The organism is Haloterrigena alkaliphila (assembly GCF_017352155.2).
GTDB classification, from domain to species: domain Archaea; phylum Halobacteriota; class Halobacteria; order Halobacteriales; family Natrialbaceae; genus Haloterrigena; species Haloterrigena alkaliphila.
Map to the genome: position 1 here is coordinate 745479 of NZ_CP071462.1, position 17899 is coordinate 763377.

Annotated in this window: 21 protein-coding genes; 12 read left to right on the forward strand and 9 right to left on the reverse strand. The window is 67.0% G+C overall.

Annotated elements, in window-relative coordinates; translation table 11 throughout:
• Positions 1 to 21 precede the first annotated feature (21 nt).
• Positions 22 to 1125: a pyridoxal-phosphate dependent enzyme gene (locus tag J0X25_RS22435; protein WP_207289755.1), complete on the reverse strand. Its 1104-nt coding sequence runs from the start codon at positions 1123 to 1125 to the stop codon at positions 22 to 24.
• 2 nt (positions 1126 to 1127) lie between these two features.
• A complete protein-coding gene (locus J0X25_RS22440; protein ID WP_207289757.1) occupies positions 1128 to 2087 on the reverse strand; it encodes a succinylglutamate desuccinylase/aspartoacylase family protein in 960 nt (319 codons plus the stop codon).
• 139 nt (positions 2088 to 2226) lie between these two features.
• Here J0X25_RS22440 and J0X25_RS22445 point away from each other — a divergent pair, with 139 nt between their 5' ends.
• From J0X25_RS22445 to J0X25_RS22455, 3 genes are all read left to right on the forward strand, one after another.
• Positions 2227 to 3618, forward strand: coding sequence for an MFS transporter (locus J0X25_RS22445; protein WP_207289759.1), 1392 nt, complete (start codon positions 2227 to 2229; stop codon positions 3616 to 3618).
• A 98-nt stretch (positions 3619 to 3716) separates the two neighbouring features.
• Positions 3717 to 4253 (forward strand): DUF7342 family protein, encoded by a 537-nt coding sequence (locus J0X25_RS22450; protein WP_207289760.1) that lies wholly within the window; start codon positions 3717 to 3719, stop codon positions 4251 to 4253.
• A 2-nt stretch (positions 4254 to 4255) separates the two neighbouring features.
• The gene (locus tag J0X25_RS22455) at positions 4256 to 4711 is read left to right on the forward strand and encodes a toxin-antitoxin system TumE family protein (RefSeq protein WP_207289762.1); all 456 of its coding nucleotides are present in this window, start codon (positions 4256 to 4258) and stop codon (positions 4709 to 4711) included.
• Here J0X25_RS22455 and J0X25_RS22460 read toward each other — a convergent pair.
• Positions 4693 to 6222 carry a stage II sporulation protein M gene (locus tag J0X25_RS22460; protein WP_207289764.1) on the reverse strand — a complete coding sequence of 510 codons (1530 nt, stop codon included), beginning with the start codon at positions 6220 to 6222 and terminating at the stop codon, positions 4693 to 4695. The genes J0X25_RS22455 and J0X25_RS22460 overlap by 19 nt on opposite strands.
• Positions 6223 to 6397: 175 nt before the next feature.
• Between J0X25_RS22460 and J0X25_RS39965 the strand changes: the two genes are divergently transcribed.
• On the forward strand, positions 6398 to 6571 hold the full coding sequence (locus J0X25_RS39965; RefSeq protein WP_425600926.1) for a hypothetical protein: 174 nt from the start codon (positions 6398 to 6400) through the stop codon (positions 6569 to 6571).
• A gap of 112 nt (positions 6572 to 6683) precedes the next feature.
• Here the strand turns inward: J0X25_RS39965 and J0X25_RS22465 are convergent, their stop codons facing one another.
• Positions 6684 to 7016 carry a nuclear transport factor 2 family protein gene (locus J0X25_RS22465; RefSeq protein ID WP_207289765.1) on the reverse strand — a complete coding sequence of 111 codons (333 nt, stop codon included), beginning with the start codon at positions 7014 to 7016 and terminating at the stop codon, positions 6684 to 6686.
• 121 nt (positions 7017 to 7137) lie between these two features.
• On the opposite strand from J0X25_RS22465, the gene J0X25_RS22470 reads away from it, so the two are divergent.
• The 3 genes from J0X25_RS22470 to J0X25_RS22480 all read left to right on the forward strand — a co-directional run bounded on the left by J0X25_RS22470 (position 7138) and on the right by J0X25_RS22480 (position 9813).
• A complete protein-coding gene (locus J0X25_RS22470) occupies positions 7138 to 8952 on the forward strand; it encodes a Rieske (2Fe-2S) protein (RefSeq protein WP_207289767.1) in 1815 nt (604 codons plus the stop codon).
• A gap of 84 nt (positions 8953 to 9036) precedes the next feature.
• Positions 9037 to 9540 carry a DUF367 family protein gene (locus tag J0X25_RS22475; RefSeq protein WP_207289769.1) on the forward strand — a complete coding sequence of 168 codons (504 nt, stop codon included), beginning with the start codon at positions 9037 to 9039 and terminating at the stop codon, positions 9538 to 9540.
• A gap of 123 nt (positions 9541 to 9663) precedes the next feature.
• Complete coding sequence (locus J0X25_RS22480; RefSeq protein ID WP_207289771.1) at positions 9664 to 9813, forward strand: 50S ribosomal protein L40e; 150 nt, start codon at positions 9664 to 9666, stop codon at positions 9811 to 9813.
• Between the two features lie 94 nt (positions 9814 to 9907).
• Here J0X25_RS22480 and J0X25_RS22485 read toward each other — a convergent pair whose 3' ends face one another.
• The 3 genes from J0X25_RS22485 to J0X25_RS22495 all read right to left on the reverse strand — a co-directional run bounded on the left by J0X25_RS22485 (position 9908) and on the right by J0X25_RS22495 (position 12588).
• Positions 9908 to 11107, reverse strand: coding sequence for a PAS domain-containing sensor histidine kinase (locus tag J0X25_RS22485; RefSeq protein WP_207289772.1), 1200 nt, complete (start codon positions 11105 to 11107; stop codon positions 9908 to 9910).
• Positions 11108 to 11152: 45 nt separating this feature from the next.
• The gene (locus J0X25_RS22490) at positions 11153 to 11551 is read right to left on the reverse strand and encodes a DUF7344 domain-containing protein (RefSeq protein WP_207289774.1); all 399 of its coding nucleotides are present in this window, start codon (positions 11549 to 11551) and stop codon (positions 11153 to 11155) included.
• A gap of 419 nt (positions 11552 to 11970) precedes the next feature.
• On the reverse strand, positions 11971 to 12588 hold the full coding sequence (locus J0X25_RS22495; RefSeq protein WP_207289775.1) for an MBL fold metallo-hydrolase: 618 nt from the start codon (positions 12586 to 12588) through the stop codon (positions 11971 to 11973).
• A 213-nt stretch (positions 12589 to 12801) separates the two neighbouring features.
• On the opposite strand from J0X25_RS22495, the gene J0X25_RS22500 reads away from it, so the two are divergent.
• The 4 genes from J0X25_RS22500 (at position 12802) to hisH (ending at position 15153) form a co-directional block, all read left to right on the forward strand.
• On the forward strand, positions 12802 to 12981 hold the full coding sequence (locus J0X25_RS22500) for a DUF5786 family protein (protein WP_207289777.1): 180 nt from the start codon (positions 12802 to 12804) through the stop codon (positions 12979 to 12981).
• Positions 12981 to 13568, forward strand: a complete 588-nt coding sequence (locus J0X25_RS22505; RefSeq protein ID WP_207289778.1) for an endonuclease dU — start codon at positions 12981 to 12983, stop codon at positions 13566 to 13568. Before J0X25_RS22500 ends, J0X25_RS22505 begins: the two co-directional genes overlap by 1 nt.
• 267 nt (positions 13569 to 13835) lie before the next feature.
• Positions 13836 to 14441, forward strand: coding sequence for a uracil-DNA glycosylase (locus J0X25_RS22510; RefSeq protein WP_207289779.1), 606 nt, complete (start codon positions 13836 to 13838; stop codon positions 14439 to 14441).
• A gap of 49 nt (positions 14442 to 14490) precedes the next feature.
• Entirely contained in the window at positions 14491 to 15153 is a 663-nt protein-coding gene (gene hisH, locus J0X25_RS22515) for an imidazole glycerol phosphate synthase subunit HisH (RefSeq protein WP_207289780.1), read from the forward strand.
• Between the two features lie 541 nt (positions 15154 to 15694).
• On the opposite strand, the gene J0X25_RS22520 is transcribed toward hisH, so the two are convergent.
• Positions 15695 to 16051 carry a hypothetical protein gene (locus J0X25_RS22520; RefSeq protein WP_207289781.1) on the reverse strand — a complete coding sequence of 119 codons (357 nt, stop codon included), beginning with the start codon at positions 16049 to 16051 and terminating at the stop codon, positions 15695 to 15697.
• Positions 16052 to 16438: 387 nt separating this feature from the next.
• Here J0X25_RS22520 and J0X25_RS22525 point away from each other — a divergent pair, with 387 nt between their 5' ends.
• Positions 16439 to 17563 (forward strand): tRNA (guanine(26)-N(2))-dimethyltransferase, encoded by a 1125-nt coding sequence (locus J0X25_RS22525; protein ID WP_207289782.1) that lies wholly within the window; start codon positions 16439 to 16441, stop codon positions 17561 to 17563.
• Positions 17564 to 17641: 78 nt separating this feature from the next.
• On the opposite strand, the gene J0X25_RS22530 is transcribed toward J0X25_RS22525, so the two are convergent.
• Positions 17642 to 17806: a hypothetical protein gene (locus J0X25_RS22530; RefSeq protein ID WP_207289783.1), complete on the reverse strand. Its 165-nt coding sequence runs from the start codon at positions 17804 to 17806 to the stop codon at positions 17642 to 17644.
• Between the last annotated feature and the right edge of the window lie 93 nt (positions 17807 to 17899).

Sequence of the window (17899 nt, forward strand, 5' to 3'; positions counted from 1 at the left end):
TCGCGTTTCGGAACCGCGTCCTCAAAGCGTTTTCAGTCCACTTCCGGTCAATGGGACGACGACGTCGTCGTCGGCGTCGATAACGTCCAGTTCCCGAAACTCCTCGAGCGCCGCGGGGGCGACCGCGCAGGTGGGTTCGACGTAGAACCCGCCCCGGTGGAGTCGGTCGAGCGCGGTCTCGATGGGATCGGAGCCGAGCGCGATGGCGTCGCCGCCGGTCTCGTCGATGGCCCGGAGGATCTCGTCCTTTCGCGCGGGTTCGGCGATCTTGATCCCGTCAGCGATGTCGGTCCCCTCGCCGTCCTCGTCGGTCGTTTCGCCGCCGAGTTCGTCGACGATCGGGGCGTAGCCCGCCGCCTGCGCGCCGAGCAGGCGCGGCATCCCGTCGACGATGCCGGCCTCGTTGAGCAGCGTGAATCCCCGATAGGCTCCGAGGAACAGCGTCCCGTGGCCGATCGGAAGCACGACGGCGTCCGGAACCGACCAGCCCTGCTGGGCGGCGATCTCGAACGCGACGGTCATCGTGCCCGCGTAAAACGCCGGGTTCCAGGCGTGGCTGGCGTACCAGCCCTCGCCCGACTCGGCGGCGTCGATACAGGCCGCGGTCACGTCCTCGCGGTCGCCCTCGACCCGAACCGGGCGGGCGTCGGCCCGCTGGATGGCCATCAGCTTCGACTGCTTGACGTCCGCCGGGACGTAGATGTCCGCCTCGAGGCCCGCGCGGGCCGCGTAGGTCGCGATGGCGGCGCCGGCGTTGCCCGAGGAGTCCTCGACGACCTTGTCGACGCCGAGTTCGACCGCGCGGGAGAGCGTCGTCGTCGCGCCGCGGTCCTTGAAGGATCCGGTCGGGAACACGTACTCGAGTTTGAACTGCGCGCCCCACTCGGGCGCGTCGACGAGGGGCGTAAAGCCCTCGTGGAAGGTCACGCGTTTCTCGATGGGGAGGAACTCGAAGAAGGTCCAGAGCCCGTCGGTGGTGTCGAGGCTGTGCAGGGGCAGCGGATCACCCTTCGGGTGGGGCCGCTCGATGAACTCGAGGGCGTGGCCGCAGGAACAGCGCCACGGTTCGTTCGGACCCGCCTCGTAGATCGTCTCGCAGTTCGGACAGATGAGATCGGATGGCATGATCAGTAGGAGTCGATGTCGGTCGCAACGGAGCAGACGTACTCGCCGGTGGCAACCTGCGGGAGTCGGCGCGTTCGCCAGAGAATGCCCGCGCTATCGGCCGTCACTTCGGCTTTCCGCTCGCCGAACGGTGTCGTCACCTCGAACAGCGTGTCCCCGGCGTCGACGCGAGTGCCCAGATCCGACTGGAATCGCACGAGTCCGCCGTTCGGGGCACCGTACTGTTCGAACCCGCGGGCGCGCGTCTGGGACTCGAACGTCGCGTCGCCCTCGAGGAAGTCGTAGTAGGTGAGGACGTTGAACACGCCCTCGACGCCCTTCCGGATGCTCTCCTCGTCCCAACCGACGGCGCCGCCGAGTTCTGGGTCGACGGTCGGGACGCCCTCGTCGGGGGCGGCGCGCGCGAGTTGGCCGTCGGGGCCCTTCTGGTCCAGAATGTAGCCGCAGCCGAAGACCTTGGCGAGTTCCAGACAGTCGTCGTGGAGGCGATGGCGCTTTCCACAGCGGACGCGAACCTCGTCGATCATCCGACTGGTCGAGCCCTGGTGGAGATCGAGGATCATGTCCGCCCGGGTCGCCACGTCGAACGTCGCGGCCGCGATCCGCTCGCTCGAGGTGCCGGTCTCGTTGCCGGGATAGGCCCGGTTCATCTTGGTGTCGTCGATCGGATTGCGGTGTTCCGCCACCTGAAACGCGTGGTAGTTGACGATCCCGACGATCAGGATCGTTCCGGCGATGTCGGCGGGGTCGAGTCGCGGGACGACGCGCTGGATGACGCCGACTCCGTTGAGTTCGTCGCCGTCGCTCGCCGCCTGCACGTACAGCGTTCGTCCCGACCGCTCGCCGTTGATCACGGCGACTGGCAACCCGAAGGAACTCCCGTCACGGGTTTCGCCGACCTCGAGACGCCCCGTATCGCGCTCGCCGGGGGCCGCGCTCGCCGTTCCGAGCGTCGTCGTCATGTGCCTGCAGACGGACCCGTTCGTCTTTATTGGTTCGGTGTCCGGCAGCCGGCAGGGGGTTCGAGCGCTGTCAAATCGGCGATGGGACTACTGTCACCGAATGGAAAATTCAAAGCGATTCGGGCGCGCGCTAGCACCCATGACTCTCGAGCAGGAGTCGTCCGGATCAGACCGGGCCGATCCGCTGGACCCCTTCCGGCAGTTCCTCGCGCTCGAGCGCGACGTGCTCGTCCTCTCGGCGGCGATGTTCGCGTTCAGCCTCGGGTTCCAGATGACCAGTCGGTACATGGGCGAGTACATGTACGCGCTGGGCGCGTCGGCGTTCGTCGTCGGCCTGTTCGGGACGGTCGGCAACGTCATCAGCGCGGTCTACCCCTATCCCGGCGGGGCGATCTCAGATCGGATCGGGTCGCGGTACGCGCTGACCGCGTTCGGACTGTGTTCGACGCTGGGCTTCGGGATCTGGCTCGCCGCACCCCTGTTCGCGGACGTCGCCGTCGGCCCCGCGTCGCTCGCCGTCGTCGCGATCTTCGTCGGCCTGTTCTTCTCGCAGGCGTGGAAGTCGTTCGGGCTGGGCGCGACGTTCGCGATCGTCAAACAGGCGGTCCCGCCCTCGCAGCTGGCCGCCGGCTTCGCCAGCACCGAGACGTTCCGCCGGACCGCGTTCCTCGTCGGTCCGCTGCTCGCCGCCGCCCTCTTCTATCCGTTCGGCTCGAGCGACGCCGACGTGCAGTTCGCCTTCCAGCTGATCCTGCTCGTCGCGGTCGTCTTCGGCGTCGTCGGCACGCTCGTCCAGCACGTCCTGTACGAGGCCGAGGCGGACAGCGTCGGCACGGAGTTCGAGGGCGTCTCGCAGGTCGTCGGCGATCTGCGGGCGATGCCCGACGAACTCCGCCCGCTGCTGGTCGGCGACACCCTCGTCCGCTTCGCCAACGGGATGGTCTACGTCTTCTTCGTCATCGTCGTCACGCGCTTCCTCGAGGTCGGCCTCACCCTCTCCCTGCCGGCGGTCGGCACGCTCGAGCTCTCGCCCCAGTCGTACTTCGGCGTCCTGCTCGGTATCGAGATGCTCGTGGCTCTGCTGACGATGATCCCCGTCGCAAAGGCCGCCGAGCGCGTCGGACTGAAGCCGGTCGTCGCGCTCGGCTTCTTCGTCTACGCCGTTTTCCCGATCCTGCTGATCAGCGCTCCCGCGGGCGACGGGCCCGGCAGCGCGGCCGCACTCGCGGTCCTCTTCGCCTTTTCGGGCCTGCGATTCGCCGGGCTCCCCGCCCACAAGGCGCTGATCGTCGGCCCGGCCGAGCGGGGCGCCGGCGGTCGCGTCACTGGCACCTACTACCTCCTGCGGAACCTGATCGTCATCCCCAGCGCCGCGCTCGGCGGCCTGCTCTGGGGCGGGTTCCCGAATCCGCTGACCGGGACGACGTTCGGCGGCTCGCCGACGCTCGCGTTCGCCGTCGCGACCGTCGTCGGCCTCGTCGGGACCGCCTACTTCGTGCTGTTCGGCGAAGAGTTCGAGGCGTACGCCTGATTCGGACGGTTCGAGCGTCCCGTCCGTCATCTGACACGCTCGAGCAAACAATTGTGCTATGGAACAGATATATGTTCTCCAAGCGCGAAAATCCCGGTATGCCCGGTGCCGGCTACCCGAACGATAGCGATGCCGTCGCGGAGGAGCGAGAGCGGTGGGTCCGCGAAACCTCTACCAGAGACCGCGTTTACGAAACGGCCATCCAGTTGTACGAACCGGCGACTGCCGAGACGGTCGCCGACCGGGCGCGGTGCTCGGAGGGGGCGGCTCGAGAGCACCTCGAGTGGTTCAGCGATCGCGGGATCGTCGAACCTATCGACGGGCGACCGAAACGGTACCAGCGTAACGACGCCTACTTCGAGTGGATCCGCGCGAACGAACTGCGACGAGAGTGCACCCCGAGCGAATTAGAAACGCGACTGGAGGATCTCGTCGAGGACGAGCGAGCGTACCTGGATCGGTACGGCGTCGATAGTCCTCAGCAGGTCGATGCCCTCGAAGCGGGGGACTACGATTCGATCGAGACCGTCTGGGAGGACGTCGGCGAGTGGAAGACGATCCGTCGGGAGATTCGGATCCTCGAACGCGCCCGCAAGGATCGCGACGCCTTCGGCGGCGCCGGCATCGTCGGGTGAGGATGGACGAAACGGATACCGGTCCGATCGACGAGGACGTGCTTCGATCGATCCGAACGCGACTGACGAGTGACGATCGCTTCGAACGCGTCGCACTCGAACCCGACTCGAGCCGAATCCGAACTGTCGTCGGGCGGTACGATCGGTCGCTCACCCCGGAATCCGTCCGACGCGCGCGACTCGATATCCGATGGTACGTCGGGGGCGACTTTTCCGTCCACTACGTCGAAGAACGGTCGAACGGAGAGCGATGGGAGTGTCGGTGGGACCGGCATCCGAAGCCGGTCGGACGGGAACACTTCCATCCGCCACCGGACGCGGGCGACGCGGTCGCGACGGCGTTTCCGACCGATTACCGCGACCTGCTCGCTGTCGTCACCGCCTACGTCGCCGAACGGTTCGAGACGCTCTGGAGCGAGAGCGGCGGTTCCGGCGGCGACTACAGGAACAACTCGTAGTAGTACGGACTCACGAACCCCTCGATGAACGCCGCGACCGCGAGCAGGATTCCGACGCCGACGAGCACCCAGAACGCCCGCTCGAGCGCGTCCCCCAGCGCCGTTCGGCTCTCGCGCCCGCGGTAGGTCCGCCAACCGAGAACGCTGAGGCGGATTCCCAGCGCCGACGCGACGAGGATCGCCGGAATCTCGAGGACCCCGTGGGGCGCGACGAACGCGAGCAGTTCGACGGGATCGACTTCGGTGCGGGCGAAGAATCCCATGAACACGCCGTTGAACAGCAGCGAGGCGAGCGCCGGCAGGAGCAGGACGACGCCGGAGACGGCCGTCGTCATCGCCACCGTCCAGTTGTTCCCGAAGAACTCCAGGGCCGCCGCGGGCGGGACGTGCCCCTCGAGGCGGGCCGCGATCGACGTCTCGACGCTGCCGGCGAGCGGTTCGGCGACCGCCCAGCCGGCCCAGAAACTCGCGAGCGCGAGGGCGACGACGAGCGCGTGCGTTCCGGGGGTCCGGCGGACGAACGTCGTCATCTCCGCCCAGCCGTGGCGAATCCCGTCCCGGAACTGGGTGCGAACCGACCGTTCCACCGGAGCCGGCGGCGCCAGTCGGCCCCGGTAGTCGTTGTACAGCGCCGTCTTCAAGAGATCGAGCGCCGGGAGAGCGAGCAGGACGGAGACCAGCGACACGACCGAAATGACGTTGACGTACACGAGCGCCCCCGACGCGATCGAAATCGCGACCGTCGTCCCGATCGCGAGAGCATAGTAAAAGCCCGCCGCGACCGGCCGCGACCGGACGAACGCGACGGCGTTCGATACCGACTCGAGGGCGGTCGTATCGTCGACGACGACGGCGACCGGCGCGAACGCGAACACGGCTCGAACCGCCGCGAACAGGGCGATCGCGACGACCGCCGCCGCGACGCCGACGACGAGCGCGGGCAGCGTCGACCCGGTCGTCACCGCGAGGAGGCCGCCGACGAGCGCCGCCGCGATGCCGACCGCCAGCGCGACGGCGATCCACGCCAGCAACTCGAGGACGTACAGGCCGAGAAACGACAGCCAGTAGCGACGGGCGCCGGCGAAGCCGGCCGCGACGCCGCGATTATTCCGCAGTCGCGCCGAGCAGGCCGTGAGCTGGCCGGCGGGAACCGCCGCCGCCAGCGCGATTCCGACGAGGAGGCTTCCGAGGATCGTCGCGGCGACGAGGGCCAGCGTTACGGGCGTGAGGAACTGCTCGAGTATCGGCTCGAACCCCTGCGCCCACGCCTCGAACGCCTCGGGATCGGCCTGCGGATCCGGCGGGTCGGCCTCGAGTTCGCCGATCTGCTGCGTGATGGCCGCCCAGCGACCGGTCGCCCGGAGATAGCCGTAGCCGACGACGGCCGCGAGAAACGGGACGACGCGAACGACGGCGGGAATCGCGGCGCCGAGCAGGTACCAGGGCAGCAGATCACCGGGACGGCGACGGAAAGCGGCGACGGTAGCGCTGACGGCGTCGGAAAGGGACATGCCGGATCGTTGGTCGGCCACTGTTATATCAGTTGAACGTTCGGTCGTCGAATCGACCGGCACTGCCACTGTCGATCGACGGCCCGTCAGGACGGTCGTCAGCGGACGGACAGTCCGGGTCGCCCGAGGATCGGTTTATATAGTCTCGTGGCATACGATACCACAGTGAAGCGCGATGCAAGTGACCGCCGTCCGTCAAGTCGAATGTCCGCAGTGCGGAGCCCGGAGAAGTATCTCGATCCCCAGCGACGACGTCGAACTGAAACCCGGACGCTCGGACGCAGCGTTCGATGAGCGGCGGAGAGTGACGTGTTCGAACGGCCACGCGTACTGGATACAGGTCCGCTGATCCCGCTTTTCGGAACGTAATCGAGACGCGCAGTGGCGTCGGACCGTCGACCACGCACCGACCGCGAATACGTCTCGAGTCCGACCTACCGCGAATACGTCTCGAGTCCGACCTACCGCGAATACGTCTCGAGTCCGACGATCCGGCCGTTCGCGAGTTCGAAGAAGTCGGCGAACTCGAACAGCGGCCCGTCGTCGTCGAGGACGCGTCCCCGGACTGCGACGCGGTCGCCCTCGCTGTCGACGACCACCGACGCGAGGTCGTGGCTGGTGTCGGTGTTCGGCCGGTCCTCGCGCATGAACCGAACGAACGCCTCGCGACCCTCGAAGGTTCGATCCGGCCGTCGCTGGACGAAATCGGGGACGAGGACGTCCTCCTCGAGCGTCTCGTACGCGTGACTGTCGAGCGCATCGTAGTACTGCCGGACGAGGGCGGCCGAGTCCATGTGACGACGTTTCGGCGCGACCCCCAAAAGTGCCGGTCGTCAGTCGCGACCGATGTACCTAAATTTCTACAGGAACTGGCTTCAGCGAACCCTTACACCGGTGTGCGACGACGTCGCACGTATGGCGACGACGGACGACTTCCGGGAGATCGTACCGCTGGACGAACTCGAGGCGGAGGGACGCACGCTTGCGAGCGTCGACGGCACGCCGCTGGCCGTATTCCACCACGAAGGCGAGATCCGCGCCGTGGACGACCGCTGTCCGCACATGGGGTTTCCGCTGGTCGAGGGCACCGTCGACGACGGGATCCTCACCTGTCACTGGCACCACGCTCGGTTCGAACTGTCCTGTGGGGACACGTTCGATCCGTGGGCCGACGACGTGCGGACGTATCCCACCGAGGTCCGCGACGGGACCGTCTACGTGAACCCGAACCCGTCGCGGGAGGTACCCCCGGACGAACACTGGGCCGGGCGCCTCGAGACCGGCCTCGAGGAGAACCTCCGACTCGTCGTCGCGAAGTCGACGATCGGACTGCTCGACGCCGGCGTCGACTACCGAGTGCCGACGGCGACGGCGCTGGAGTTCGGCACTCGCTACCGGGAGTCGGGGTGGGGCCGTGGACTGACGATTCTGGGGTGTATGGCGAACGTGATGGACGATCTCGAACCGCGAGATCGCAAGCGAGCGCTCTACACGGGCGTTCGCCACGTCGCGAGCGACTGCGCGGGCGAACCGCCGCGCTTCGAACAGCCGTCGTTCTCGACCGACGAGGTCGCCTTCGACCGACTGAAGTCGTGGTTCCGCGACTGCGTCGAGGTCCGCGACCGCGACGGCGCCGAGCGCTGCCTGCGCACCGCCGTCGCGTCGGGCCGCTCGGAGGGCGAGGTGGCCGAGATCGTCTTCGCCGCGGCGACCGACCATCCCTACCTCTCGACGGGTCACGTGCTCGACTTCGCCAACACGGCCTTCGAGAGCCTCGAGCACGTCGGCTGGGCGCAGGCTGGCGAGATCCTCACGGGCCTCGTGGAACCGCTCGTCACCGCCAGCCGCAGCGACGAGCGCTCGGCGTGGCGCCGGCCGGTCGATCTGGTTGCCCTGCTCGAGGAGGTCTACGGCGGCGATATCTCCGCGACGAGCGGGCTCGAGGAACTGGCAAGCGAGGGGGCGGAGACCGCGTGGGCGCCGCCGGACGGGCTCCAGGAGACGCTGCTCGGGGACGATCCGGAGGCTATCGTGGACGCGCTCGCCGACGCCGTCCGCTCGGGCGCGACGACCGAGGAACTCGCCGCCGAAGTCGTACACGCCGCCGCGACTCGTGTCGCCCGATTCGGTACCGCCAACGAGTTCGGCGACTGGGACACCGTCCACCACGCGTTCACCTACGCCAACGCGGTCCACCAGTCGACGCGGCGGACCGACGCGGTCGAACTCTACCGAGGCGTCTTCGACGCGGCCTGCAAAGTCTACCTCGATCGGTTCCTCAACACGCCGTCCGCGCCAGTCCCAGAACCCGGCGACGAGGCGTCGGGGCGCGAGCCCGACGCCGTCCTCGAGGAACTGCTCGAGACCTTCGATGCCGAGGGGAAGGTGAACGCGGCCGGCCGCCTCGTCGCCGAGTTCTTCGACTGCGGGGGCGATCCGACGGCGCTGAAGCGCACGCTGGGTCACGGACTGTTGCGCGAGGACGCCGACTTCCACACGCTGCAGAACCTCGAGGCCGCGTTCCGGCAGTTCGATCTGGCCGACGCGCGAACTGACGAGCGCGGCGACGCGGTCGACATCGCGCCGGCTGAACTCGAGCGCCGGCGCCGCGTTCCGATGATCGCGACCGCGCGCTACATGGCGGCGCACTTCCCGACCCGGCGCGAAGCCGAACAGACGTTCTCCATCGCGACGCGACTCAACCGCGGTGAGGCGATCCACGAGGACTGAGTCCTGGTCCACGGCGCGGGTCCCGAACGCCCGTCCCGCGCCCGTTTCGCGGGCCTTTTCTCCCGGCACTCCCTACCCGCTCGCGTGGAGTGTCACGTCTACTACGAGGGTGACGACGATCCAGCCAAGTGCACCGCGAAGCGCCTCGAAAAGTTCGACGAGGCGACCCTCTACCGCTCGATGGGACAGGTGCCGTACGGCGTCGTCCTCAACCCCCACGCCGAGCAGGCCCTGTCGCCGGCGGACCTCGAGGACGGTCTGGGGACGCTCGTCGCCCTCGACTGCTCGTGGGAGTCCGCCGAGGCGGCCTCGTTTCAGATGCGCGGCGTTCACCGCGCGCTTCCCTTCCTCGTCGCCGCGAACCCGGTCAACTACGGCCGGCCGTTCCGGCTGACGACCGTCGAGGCGCTGGCCGCCGCCTGCTGTATCTTCGGCGAGCGCGAGCGGGCCGAGGCCCTCCTCGAGCCGTTCCGCTGGGGCGAGACCTTCCTGACGCTCAACGAGGAGCCCCTGCGCCGTTACAGCGAGTGTACCGACTCGAGCGAGGTCGTCGCGGTACAGGACGACTACCTGGCCGACGAGGAGTGATCGGCGGATGCCCGACTCTGCGGTCACGCCTCGGAGCCCCCCGAGCGCGCCTCGGAGTCGGCACGATCACAGCAATTCCCCACAATCACAGCGGTTATATGCCCCACGGGCGAACGAGGCGACATGCCAAGTTTCGACGCCGCCGAGGAACGGACGCTCAAGAAGATGATCTGCATGCGCTGTAACGCCCGCAACCCACAGAAAGCCGACCGCTGCCGAAAGTGCGGTTACAAGAACCTCCGTCCCAAGGCGACGGAACCCCGCGCGGCGTAATCGACGACGCGTTTTCTCGAGCGTTTTACGGTACCCAGCGACGGCTCCGGCACCAGTGCTCGCCAGAGCGTGTGTGGTCCGCTATCGAGAGGATTCAGTCCACGAACTGCACGCCGGTGATTTCGAACCGCGCACCGCCGCGGTTCGATTCACCGAGGTCGATCTCCCAGCCGTGAGCGTCGACGATCCGCTCGACGATCCGGAGTCCCTGCCCCGTCCCGTCTTCGGCCGTCGAATACTCCCGATCGAAGATTCGCTGTCGGTCGTCCTCCGGAACGCCGCGGCCGTCGTCCTCGACGTAGAAGCCGTCCGCGATCGTTCCGACGGTGACGGTCACGCCGGGACTGTCGTGCTCGAGGCTGTCGGCCCGTAGCCGACTGCCCGTGGAACCGTGTTCCACGCCGTCCTCCTGAGCCTCCGAAGGAGGGCTTGTGGAGCCGTGTTCCACAGCGTCTTCAGAACCGTCAGGTTCTGAATGGCTCGTCGAGCCGTGCTCGACGCTGTTCCGAAACAGGTTCTCGAACACCTGTGCGAGTCGGCTCCGGTCCCCGCTGACGGTGCGGTCGACGTCGACCTCGAGCGTCGCGTCTCCCGTCTCGACGGCGGCCCAGCACTCGCGGGCCAGGTCGGCGAGGGCCACCGGTTCGGTGTCGCCGATCACCTCGCCCTCGCGTGCGAGAACGAGCAGGTCCTCGATCAGCAGTTCCATCCGCTCGAGCGCGGACGCGGCCGCGTCGAGTTCGTCGCTGTCGTGCTCCTCGGCGGCCAGTTCGAGGTTCGCCGACGCGACGTTCAACGGGTTACGGATATCGTGAGTGACCACCGAGACGAATTCCGCCAGTCGCTCGTTCTGCCGCTCGAGTCGTCGCTGCCGTTCTTTTCGATCGGAGACGTCCCGATAGAGCCACAGGTTCGCGTCGCCCTCGGGCAACGCGTACGGCACGTACGAGCGCTCGAGCGTGCGGCCGTCCGCGAGGCGAAGTTCCTCGTCGTAGACGGGTTCGCGCCGCTCGAGTATCGTTTCGATTCTGGCGACGAACCCGTCCGAATCGGCGAACAGGTCTTGCTGTCGCTCGGCCACTCGCGCACAGTCCCGGCCGACGAACGCCGACGGCTCGGCGTTCACCCCGAGAATATCGCACAGCGCCGGGTTCACGGCGATGATCTCTCGATCGGTCCCTTCGACGATGACGCCGACCGGGAGGCGCTGTAGTAACGTCTCCAGAATCACCGCGCTTCCGCTGCGTTCGTTCGTGCTCGGTTCGTCGGTGATGCGGTCGGTTACGTATTTCATCGCTCTGTGTTGGCTGGTGCGTACTCGGCCTGTGGTGGCTGATGGTTACTCGGACTGTACGGACGGCTCGTCGAACTCCGAGCACACCCGAAGCAGGAGTCGCAGTATCCTCGAGGACTGGCGATACCGAATCGTGCCGGTTCGAGGGTCGTACTCGAGGATCCCCGCGTCCCGTAACTTCGGAAGATCGGAGTGGATCACCGTCGTCTCCATTTCGGCGATCCGGTCGCCAGCGGTCGTTGTGGCGGGTGAGTCGGGCCGTTCCGTGGCGAGATGGCGGGCCAATTCGTCGACGTCGACGAGTTCGTGCTCCCGCAGGTAATAGAGCGCATGCCGACGGCGGCGACTGGAAAGGGCGTCGAGCAACCGACTCAACACCTCCGGCCCCTCACCACCGTCCCCTGGCAGGTCCGACCCACCCGCATTGATCCCCTCGTCAGACATCTATCTATTCGAGTCGCTCGACCCGGTTATTACTTACGGGCAACGAGAAGTTTTCTCCCGCGATACGGAACGAATGACGGCAGATCCACCGCTCTATTTTATTATTCTCGACCGATTCGCGTTGATGTTTCGGGTATCGCAGCATCGAAGAGTCAACTCGGCGCACCGACTGCGAGCGGTCTCAGCGACCGATGCGACGGACGCGGCCGGGCTACTCGTCGGGATACTTCGGTTCGCGCTTCTCCGCCCGCTCGAGCGCCGTCTCGCACCCACCTTTTTTCTTCGGGTCCTCCCTCACTTCGTTCGGTCGAACCACTCGAAAAAATCTGGACCAAAAAAGCCGCTCACTCACTGACTCACGGGCGCTGCCCGTTCGTCTTTCGCGGCGCGTTGCGCCGCGTTCTCGTTCGTTCGCGGTACTACTCGTCGGGGTACTTCGGCTCGCGCTTCTCCGCCCGCTCGAGCGCCGTCTCCACGACGTCGCGCACGTCCCCGTGGAAGACGCCGCCGTGACCCGCGTACATATGCTCGACCCCGTCGGGCATGCGCTCGAGGAGGTCCTCGATGCTCTCGATGAGTCGCTCGCGGGACTGGCCGGCCATGTCGGTCCGGCCGAAGCTCCCGTAGTCGAACGCGCCGTCGTCGTGGACGACGACGTCGCCCGAGAACAGCGACGACTCGGAGACGAACGAGACGTGATCGTCGGCGTGGCCGGGCGTGTAAACCACGTCGAACGTCTCGTCGCCGATCGTCACCGTGTCACCGTCCTCGATCTCGTGGGTCCGCGTCGGGTGGTCGTCGGAGGCGTACACCTCGGGATCGAAGGCGTCGACGACGGCCTCGAGTTGCGAGACGTGATCGCCGTGCTGGTGGGTCATCACGACGCTGTCGACGTCGTCCGCGTGGCGCCGGACCTCGTCGACGACGCCGTCCCAGGTGCCGGCGTCGACCAGCGTCGTCGTTCCGTCCTCGCCGATCGCGAGGAAGGCGTTACAAGTGAACGTCTCCGCGTCCTCGGTGACGTGATGGACCTCCATACCCGATTGCTCGAGGGCCTGACCCAAAACGGTGCCGTCCCGACGTCGCCTGTGCGTCCCGCCGTCGCCGCTGTGCGTCCCACCGTCGCCGCTGCGGGTTCCGATGTCGCCACTGTTCGTTCAGACGGGCACAGCATCCTCCAACGATTCAGTAAACGGAGATAAACGGGTAACCGCGAGATTTTTCAATCGTAAGCCCAAAGGTAATACTGTATGGGATTCGGGAGCTACGACGAATCCGAACAGCAAGAAGTCGACGCTGATTTTGACGACGACGATGCGGTGAAATCCGACGAGAACAGCCACGAAGGAACGATCGAGTTCGAAAACGGCGCGTCCAGCGACGAGCTACTCGATCGCCTTCAGGAGATCAAGGACGAAGACGACGGCTGATGAAAGCCGGGGTGCGGGGGCTGGGGATCGCCGAATCGTTCCGCCGCGACGCAACTCGGAGCACGCTCGCCGGTGCCGTCGTCCGCGCCGACCGAACCCTGGACGGACTCGCCTACCGACCGTGTACCGTCGGCGGCGACGACGCGACAGACGTCGCGTGCGCGCTGGTCGACGACCTCGGTCGGCCCGACGTCCAGTACGTCCTGTGCGGCGCAATCGCACCGGCGTGGTACAACCTCCTCGAGCCCGCTCGCATCCACGACGCCGCCGGCCGGCCCGTGATCACCGTCACCTTCGAGGCCAGCGACGGCCTCGAGGACGGCCTCCGGGACGCGTTCTCCGGCGAGGCCCTCGAGCGACGCCTCGAGACCTACCGCTCGCTTCCCGAGCGCCGCGAACTGTCGGTCAACGACGAGACCGTCTACGTGCGCCAGCTGGGCTGTGACGCCGGCGAGGCCGCCGAAGCCGTGCGGGCGTTCACTCCGCACGGAGGACGACCGGAACCGATCCGCGTCGCGAGGATGGCCGCTCGAGCGGGCGATTCGTACGCCGGCGCGCTCGAGGGCGAGGAAGACGACCATACGTAGCATCGCTGGAATGGGATGTGCGATAGCAGCCCTACCCAACCACCGCTGGGTGGGACTGAAAGGGGCTTCTTCCCTCGACGAACCCGGACGACGTAAGCACCGCAGGGCGCGAGCGAAGCGAGCAACCGAGGAGCGCAACGAGTCCTGGGAGTCGAGGGAAGAAGGGGCTTTCACTGTGTTCTCGATTGCCGAATCGCCACCGAACGAATAGAACACTGGCGAGTGAGACCCGAAAGACGTAGGAGTCGACCCACTGTCTCACACCGTATGGACGAGTCGGAAGCGATGGACGGCCTCTGCGTCACCGACTGCACGCGCTGTCCGAAGCTCGTGGACTCCCGCAGCCGAATCGTCAACGGGGCCGGTCCCGAGGACGCCGACCTGCTGTTCGTCGGCGAGGGGCCGGGCGCGAAGGAGGACGAACGGGGCGAGCCGTTCGTCGGACGCAGCGGCACCGTTCTCGACGACGGCCTCCGGGACGTCGGCCTGAATCGGGCGGACATCCGCATCACCAACTGCGTGCGCTGTCGGCCGCCGGAGAACCGCGACCCCACCACGGAAGAACTCGAGAACTGTCGGGGCTACCTCGAGACCGAGATCGACCGGCTGGATCCGGACGTGATCGTCACGCTGGGAAAGGTCCCCAGCGAGCACCTGCTCGGGCGCTCGGTGGCGGTGACGAAGGAGGCCGGCTCGCTCGAGGAGGTCCGCATTAACGGGACGCCGCGGCGGGTGCTCCTCTGCGTCCACCCGGCGGCGACGCTGTACGACCGCAGTCAGGAGGAGACGTTCGCAGACGCGCTCGAGCGAGCGGCCGACCTCGCGGACGTCGGCGACGGCGACAGCGGGCAGTCGCGACTGGACGGCTTTTGAGTGCAAAGAAACGCGAAATACACTTCAACGCGGGCCGCCGAGTACCGGTATGAGCACCGTCTCGTCTCCACAGGAGCAGTCCCTCGCCACCGTCGTCGTCGTCGACTACGGACTGGGGAATCTCCGTAGCGTCACCCGCGGTTTAGAGCGCGCGGGCGCCGACGTCGAGATCACCGACGATCCGGCCGCGTTCGCCGACGCGGACGGCGTCGTCCTCCCGGGCGTCGGCGCGTTTCGCGAGGGCGTCGAGAACGCCAACCCGCTCCGCGAGGACCTCCTCGAGGTCGCCGACTCCGGGACCCCGCTGTTCGGCATCTGTCTCGGGATGCAGATGCTGCTGACGACCAGCGAGGAGGGCGCAAACGACGGCGAGTCGGCCGTTCAGGGACTGGATCTGATTCCGGGTACAAACGTCCGCTTCGCCGAGGGACAGAAGGTCCCCCACATGGGCTGGAACGAGTTGAACGTGCAGCGCGACCACCCGCTCGTGGAGGGTGTGGATGGGAACTACGCCTACTTCGTCCACTCCTACTACGCGATGCCCGACGACGATGGTGCGACGGTCGCGACGACCGACTACGAGCGGGAGTTCCCCTCGATCGTCGCCGACGAGGCGGGGACCGTCTTCGGCACGCAGTTCCACCCGGAGAAGAGCGGCGAGACGGGCCTGCAGATCCTGCGGAACTTCGTCGAGATCTGCGCCGAAGCGTAGTCGCGGTGTGAGTGCGGGAGTTCCGGTCGGTGTTCGTTTCTCGACGGTACTATTTCGGTAGCCCCGATACTGCTGTTTCGGTAGTCCCGACGCGGCCATCGTTCCTCAGTAGTGCCGGTCGTTTCTCGGGCGAACGCTCGTCATCAATTCAGTGACGAACGCGGAGACGCCGGATGACGAACGGAGAGACACACCCCGCGTTGCCGCTGTATGGGTCGAGCGCGAAAGGGGCTTTCACCGTGTTACTCGTCGCAGCGTAGGCGATGCTGGGAGCGAACGAGAACGGTCGAAGAGGACCCGAGAGACGAAGAGAGACGGAATCAAAAAGCGTCTTGCTACCGTGGCAACAGGGAGTGGTCACGTCCTCCCCAGCCGATTCGCTCGTTCACTTCGTTCACTCGCTCATCCCTCGCGCGACTTTGAACTGCGCCTCTCCTCCGTTCGGCGCAGTTCGGCACGCGCCACCGCATACCGGCGGCAGTCGACGCAACGCATCAGCAGTGGATTTGCGCGAAAATTTCGAACGGACTACGTTCCGATCTCAGAGCAGTTCGCGAACCTCGGAGTACCACATATCGTGGTAGTCGACGTGGCCGACCCGGCGGGCGATGGCGACGGAGAGGGCGTGCCAGCACTGCTCGGTCGGGTCGTCGGCGTCTAAGTTGTACTCGCTGTCCTTGCAGGTACAGCCGCCGTCCTCGACGATGTACTCGTCGTCGTAGCCGACGACGATGGTGAAATCGCGGTAGGCCTTGACCCGGTTCTCGCCGACGGCCTCGATCGCGCGGACCCCGCGGTCGCCGTGGACCCGGGAGATCTGCTCGACGATCTCGGGCGTGAGTTCGCCGGCTTCCTCGAGGTCCGCCTGCCATCGCTCGACTGGGTTGGCCTCCGGCACGACCGCAACTGTGCACCCAACTGTAAAATCGGTTTGGTTGTGTGGACGGTCTCGAATCAGGACGAGCGCTCCGACGAGCCGGGATTTCGAGGCGCGTCAGGAGGACGGACTCGAGTCGACCGACGATTCCGTCGCTCCGTCCGCGGTCGCGACGTCGGCGTCGGTGGCGATACCAGCGTCAGCGTCGGTGACGACGCGAGCGCCGGCGCCGGTACCAGCGGCGGTCTCTCGACGGTCGGAAAAGGGGAGTATTCACCGCGAGACGCTTCGTCGGGGGCGTAGCCGGCGAAAAACTCGGTCCACGCGAGTCGTGCGGCCACCCACCGACAGGGGCCGAACCGAATCCGAGACCACACCGTTTTTCGCCCGCTACCGACGAGAGGGGGTATGCGCGTCACCGAGGGCGGGGTCGACCTCGAGGTCCCCGGCGAACAGACCGAGGGCGTCGAGGAGCCGGTGTTCTACAACCCCAGACAGGAGCTGAACCGGGATCTGACGATCGCGACGCTGCGAGCCTACCGCGAGCGCGAAGACCGGGCCGAGACGTACCTCGACGCGATGACCGCCAGCGGCGTCCGGGGGGTTCGGGCGGCCGCCGACGGCTGGGACGTCACCTGCTGTGACCTCGAGGCGGACGCGGTCGACCTGGCTCAGGAAAACGTCGCGCGAAACGACCTCGAGGCGGACGTGCGAGTCGAACATCGCAACGTCAACGCCCTCATGCACGACGAGCCCTTCGACGTGATCGATCTGGATCCCTACGGAACGCCGATGCCCTACGCCGACGCGGCGTTCGCGAACTGTCGGGACCTCGTCTGCGTCACCGCGACCGACACCGCGCCGATGTGCGGCGCGCACTTCAACAGCGGCGTCCGCTCGTACTCCGCCGTCCCGCGCAACACCGACTACCACGCCGAGATGGGCGTTCGAATTCTGCTCTCGGCGCTCGCGCGCAGCGCCGCCCGCTTCGACGTCGGCGTCGAACCGATCCTCACCCACGCGACCAGCCACTACGTTCGGACGTATCTCGAACTCGAGCACAGGGCGACCGCGGCCGACGCCGCCGTCGACGAACTGGGGTCCCTCTATCACTGCGAGGACTGCCTCTACCGCGAGTCCGATCCGGGACTGATCGCCGACCCGCTCGAGACCTGTCCCCACTGCGGCGGGAATCGGGTGCTCGTCGCCGGCCCCGTCTGGCTCGGCTCCGTCCAGGACCCCGCGTTCGTCGACGCGGTCCGCGAAGAGATCCCGGACGAGTTCGGCACCGCCGAGCGGGCCCGGGACCTCTGCGAGACGCTCGCGGCGGAACTCGACGCGCCGACGCACTACGACCAGCACAAACTCTGTCGGAACTGGGGCGTGCCGGCCAACGCGATGGACGACTTTCTGGCGGACCTGCGCGACGCGGGCTACGCGGCCTCTCGATCCCACTACGGCGGGACGACGTTCAAGACGGATGCGAGCGTCGGCGAGATCCGCGCCGCGACGGAAGGTTCCCTCACGAACTGAGCGGAGTGACCGTCTCACTCGGTCCGTTCGCACTCGTTCTCACGTTCCTGTGCGCTACTCGAGGTTGGTCCCTGCGCGCTACTCGAGATCGGCGTAGAGCCGAAGCAGTCCGCACTCGGGACAACACACGGCGTCGATCCCCGCGGTGTTCCCGATGCCGAGTTTGCCGAGGAGACCGTCTCGCTTCCCAGTGGTGACGGTAAGTGAGAACCCCTCCTGCGTTCGAACGGTCGTCGCTTCCATCGTGACCCCGCAGTCCGGACGCCGAAAGACGCTGTGCGTCTTTCGAGCCCTCGGTCGCTTGCGCTCCCGAGGACACCGCCGTTGCTCCATACC

What these genes read in the sequence shown, in the direction of transcription:
- J0X25_RS22440 (WP_207289757.1), bottom strand. Translation starts at nt 2,087, where the DNA reads ATGACGACGACGCTCGGAACGGCGAGCGCGGCCCCCGGCGAGCGCGAT.
- J0X25_RS22480 (WP_207289771.1), top strand. Translation starts at nt 9,664, where the DNA reads ATGCCAAGTTTCGACGCCGCCGAGGAACGGACGCTCAAGAAGATGATC.
- J0X25_RS22465 (WP_207289765.1), bottom strand. Translation starts at nt 7,016, where the DNA reads ATGGACTCGGCCGCCCTCGTCCGGCAGTACTACGATGCGCTCGACAGT.
- J0X25_RS22455 (WP_207289762.1), top strand. Translation starts at nt 4,256, where the DNA reads ATGGACGAAACGGATACCGGTCCGATCGACGAGGACGTGCTTCGATCG.
- J0X25_RS22505 (WP_207289778.1), top strand. Translation starts at nt 12,981, where the DNA reads ATGAAAGCCGGGGTGCGGGGGCTGGGGATCGCCGAATCGTTCCGCCGC.
- J0X25_RS39965 (WP_425600926.1), top strand. Translation starts at nt 6,398, where the DNA reads ATGCAAGTGACCGCCGTCCGTCAAGTCGAATGTCCGCAGTGCGGAGCC.
- J0X25_RS22500 (WP_207289777.1), top strand. Translation starts at nt 12,802, where the DNA reads ATGGGATTCGGGAGCTACGACGAATCCGAACAGCAAGAAGTCGACGCT.
- J0X25_RS22460 (WP_207289764.1), bottom strand. Translation starts at nt 6,222, where the DNA reads ATGTCCCTTTCCGACGCCGTCAGCGCTACCGTCGCCGCTTTCCGTCGC.
- J0X25_RS22485 (WP_207289772.1), bottom strand. Translation starts at nt 11,107, where the DNA reads ATGAAATACGTAACCGACCGCATCACCGACGAACCGAGCACGAACGAA.
- J0X25_RS22490 (WP_207289774.1), bottom strand. Translation starts at nt 11,551, where the DNA reads ATGTCTGACGAGGGGATCAATGCGGGTGGGTCGGACCTGCCAGGGGAC.
- J0X25_RS22510 (WP_207289779.1), top strand. Translation starts at nt 13,836, where the DNA reads ATGGACGAGTCGGAAGCGATGGACGGCCTCTGCGTCACCGACTGCACG.
- J0X25_RS22445 (WP_207289759.1), top strand. Translation starts at nt 2,227, where the DNA reads ATGACTCTCGAGCAGGAGTCGTCCGGATCAGACCGGGCCGATCCGCTG.
- J0X25_RS22530 (WP_207289783.1), bottom strand. Translation starts at nt 17,806, where the DNA reads ATGGAAGCGACGACCGTTCGAACGCAGGAGGGGTTCTCACTTACCGTC.
- J0X25_RS22525 (WP_207289782.1), top strand. Translation starts at nt 16,439, where the DNA reads ATGCGCGTCACCGAGGGCGGGGTCGACCTCGAGGTCCCCGGCGAACAG.
- J0X25_RS22435 (WP_207289755.1), bottom strand. Translation starts at nt 1,125, where the DNA reads ATGCCATCCGATCTCATCTGTCCGAACTGCGAGACGATCTACGAGGCG.
- J0X25_RS22470 (WP_207289767.1), top strand. Translation starts at nt 7,138, where the DNA reads ATGGCGACGACGGACGACTTCCGGGAGATCGTACCGCTGGACGAACTC.
- J0X25_RS22495 (WP_207289775.1), bottom strand. Translation starts at nt 12,588, where the DNA reads ATGGAGGTCCATCACGTCACCGAGGACGCGGAGACGTTCACTTGTAAC.
- J0X25_RS22450 (WP_207289760.1), top strand. Translation starts at nt 3,717, where the DNA reads ATGCCCGGTGCCGGCTACCCGAACGATAGCGATGCCGTCGCGGAGGAG.
- hisH (WP_207289780.1), top strand. Translation starts at nt 14,491, where the DNA reads ATGAGCACCGTCTCGTCTCCACAGGAGCAGTCCCTCGCCACCGTCGTC.